Annotated in this window: 6 protein-coding genes; all 6 read left to right on the forward strand. The window is 46.4% G+C overall.

Annotated elements, in window-relative coordinates; all coding sequences use genetic code 11:
• The first annotated feature begins 624 nt into the window (after positions 1 to 624).
• Entirely contained in the window at positions 625 to 981 is a 357-nt protein-coding gene (locus JJD74_RS30420) for a hypothetical protein (RefSeq protein ID WP_200618082.1), read from the forward strand.
• A gap of 96 nt (positions 982 to 1,077) precedes the next feature.
• A complete protein-coding gene (locus JJD74_RS30425; RefSeq protein ID WP_200618084.1) occupies positions 1,078 to 1,359 on the forward strand; it encodes a hypothetical protein in 282 nt (93 codons plus the stop codon).
• 2 nt (positions 1,360 to 1,361) lie between these two features.
• Positions 1,362 to 1,676 carry a hypothetical protein gene (locus JJD74_RS30430; protein ID WP_200618086.1) on the forward strand — a complete coding sequence of 105 codons (315 nt, stop codon included), beginning with the start codon at positions 1,362 to 1,364 and terminating at the stop codon, positions 1,674 to 1,676.
• Entirely contained in the window at positions 1,663 to 1,905 is a 243-nt protein-coding gene (locus JJD74_RS30435) for a hypothetical protein (protein WP_200618088.1), read from the forward strand. The genes JJD74_RS30430 and JJD74_RS30435 overlap by 14 nt, the downstream gene beginning before the upstream one ends.
• Positions 1,902 to 2,165 carry a hypothetical protein gene (locus JJD74_RS30440; protein WP_200618090.1) on the forward strand — a complete coding sequence of 88 codons (264 nt, stop codon included), beginning with the start codon at positions 1,902 to 1,904 and terminating at the stop codon, positions 2,163 to 2,165. The genes JJD74_RS30435 and JJD74_RS30440 overlap by 4 nt, the downstream gene beginning before the upstream one ends.
• Positions 2,162 to 2,488 (forward strand): hypothetical protein, encoded by a 327-nt coding sequence (locus JJD74_RS30445; RefSeq protein WP_200618091.1) that lies wholly within the window; start codon positions 2,162 to 2,164, stop codon positions 2,486 to 2,488. Before JJD74_RS30440 ends, JJD74_RS30445 begins: the two co-directional genes overlap by 4 nt.
• Positions 2,489 to 2,769 lie beyond the last annotated feature (281 nt).

The following is a 2,769-nucleotide window of genomic DNA, read 5'->3' on the forward strand; positions in this document are numbered from 1 at the left end:
AAGCGCTTCGACTTCAAATGCCCCATCGAGGTGATGGGAGAGGTCATGCAAAACTCCATGGCAATGCGGCATGATGCTCCGGCTTCAATTCAATAACCGTGTTGCACTCAGCTCCTGCAACCGCCATGCAATACCCTGACGAAAACTAATCAAACTACCCCTAACTTCTAGTTCAGTTTTAGCACAAAAACCTGTAGACACGGCAAGAAAGGTTCATATAATGGATCGTCCGCGTACCAAAACGGACACTAGAAATGCCACTCCCAGAATCAACCCTCTCCAGGCTCTCAGAATCTCTAAGTGACGCACATGAAGTCCTTGGACATCTTGAGCTCATGCGCATCATCGCGTTCGCGGCACACCCGTTTCACAGCTTCATTCTAAAGCCGTACAGGCTGCTCTCAGTAAGCCAGCAAGTCCCAAGCGTTAATCCCCAAATCTCACTTTGCGTCCAGATCCTCGATTCATCTGAGAGCGAAAGCCTGGCAATCGAGAACCGATACGTCCCCGTAATAATTCGTTTGATCGCAAAAAGGCTATCTCGACGCTACTTGAAAGACCCAGATATGAGTCACCTAAGGCATTACTACGTCCGCAATTTCTCAAATGATATGGGGGTTTGAGATGGCTAAGGTGATTTTTTCGGATAACTTTTATGAAGATGTGCTGATTTTAAGCAAGAGCGCCAGGGAGTCTATCAACATAAATGTTCAGGTAATTATTGACTCACTTGTGCTGATTGGGGCTTCTGACGAGCACACTTTTCTGATCTATGGCCTAGATATTCTCCATATTCTTGACGACTACCCGGCACTCTCTATCAAGCACGATGCGCACGGAGTTGATGAAGAACTGATTTTCACTAGAGATACTTTCGAAGTACAAGTCCGCGAATTAGCCGAGGCTGCCAACGAAAATCCTGACGTTGAGTATCTGCAAAAGTACAGGCGCATGCAGATAGAAATAGACATGGGCATGTAAATAACTCCGGTCAGGTTCGTACAAATATTGATCGTACGTGAAATCTCAAAAGATTTGTGCTCAAAGCCTGGCAAGATTTAAAACTGGAGCGCTCTTATGGAAGATATGCCGGGGTATTATTTCAGCGGAGAAATTGCTGACGAAGAAATTGAGTTCCATTTTTTCAAAGATCGGTTTCTTCGAGGATTTGACTGCGGATATAGCAAAGAATGGGTGCCTGCGTGCGAGCATTACATTATCGAGTTCGGTGAGATTGAGTCTGCAAAGACATATGAAGATGTGATCGAGCGGCTTTCGGAAGAGTACAGACGTAGGACTGACAAGAGATATCTGCGTCGATACTTGCGACAGCGACTTCAAAAAGACCTTGGGATCTAGCCATGCGCCATAAAATCATTGAAGCCGTTCGTGCAGGCGAGCAGCGTGAAAGCGGGCTGTGCTTTGAAGCATACCAAGACGCCAAGCGCGAGCTGAGAATGTCGGCGCTGGAGATGATGGATCACTTTGTCATCTACCACACTGCAAAAACAAACTCAGAAGCCATGCGTTTCATCCTGGAGTCGTGGGAATTGCGGGAAAATTTAACCATTGCGTTGTGCAGAATTTATTGGAAAGACGAGTCGAAAACATGGCTTAAGAAGTATGAAGACCGCCTTGGCGACATTATCCGGATCAATATCCATGAAGCTGCCTAAGCTCATGACCATAGCAGAACTCAGGCTAACGGAGCTGGATATCCTATTAGCTGAATATGAGCTTGAATTTGGAATGGAAAGGTACTTATCCCTGACGTTTATCAGCGAAGAACTGAGTCAGGAAGATGTTATTAGGCAGGAATTATGCGATGAATACCTGCGAAATCCGGCCAAAAAGCACCTACAAAAGCACATGAAGTGGCTGCTAGAAAAGGACATGGGCTTATGAGCGATCATCTAATAGAGGCGATTGCAGATGTTAGAGCTGCCATGGACTTGAGGACTTTTGAGCTCGCTATGAAAATCGGGATTTCTCAGGAGGACTTTGACGACGATGGGGTTCTTACGGACGGCAGGGGGATGCTGCTGAAAGGGGAAATTCTAAGGAGAGTAGTAACCATACTTGCCGATAGATACATCAAAAATCAAGAGAGAAAACACCTCAAAAAGTACATCAAAATTAAGCTGGATATGGATATCGGCATATGACTCTGCACACAACTGACATCTTTAAGCTCACCCGAGGCCGCCAAAACCCCGAAATTCGAGGTCGCATCGACTACATGACTGCGCTGCTTTCGGACTATCTGCCGATGCTGACGAACCGAGATGCCTACGTTTTGATCGCAAAAATCGAGAAAGGCGACCTAGCCATTTCCTACGTACTTAATGACGGTGGGGAAGACATTTACTCGGTCATTTCCTACAGTAATTTGCTCTCATATTTAAGGCAGATTGTGCATTACGGCTGCGATGACGGGCTGCGGGAGAAGTACAAGGAGCATCTGGTGCGAGCGGAGTTGAGAATTTGATCCTTGCACGGCTTTTTGATGCGGTCGAAGATGCCAAGGCAGAATTTGGTTTAGACGTTAATGAGCTAGTTTTAATTCTAAGGCCTGAGATCAAAAGCGACATTCCAGGCCAGGGAACAGTATTGGACATGGAGTTCTTGCGCCGATTAATCGTACCTGAATTCATAGAATAAGCGCAACGCTTGAAACGAGAGGCAGAGAGCCAGCCACCGGTAGAATCCAGGCTCTCACACCGAAGGATTCAAGCGCAGATGACTACGCATTACCGGCAGCTGACTCAG

Origin of the sequence: Pseudomonas sp. MF6776 (genome assembly GCF_016613125.1) — a bacterium.
Classification (GTDB): domain Bacteria; phylum Pseudomonadota; class Gammaproteobacteria; order Pseudomonadales; family Pseudomonadaceae; genus Aquipseudomonas; species Aquipseudomonas iridis.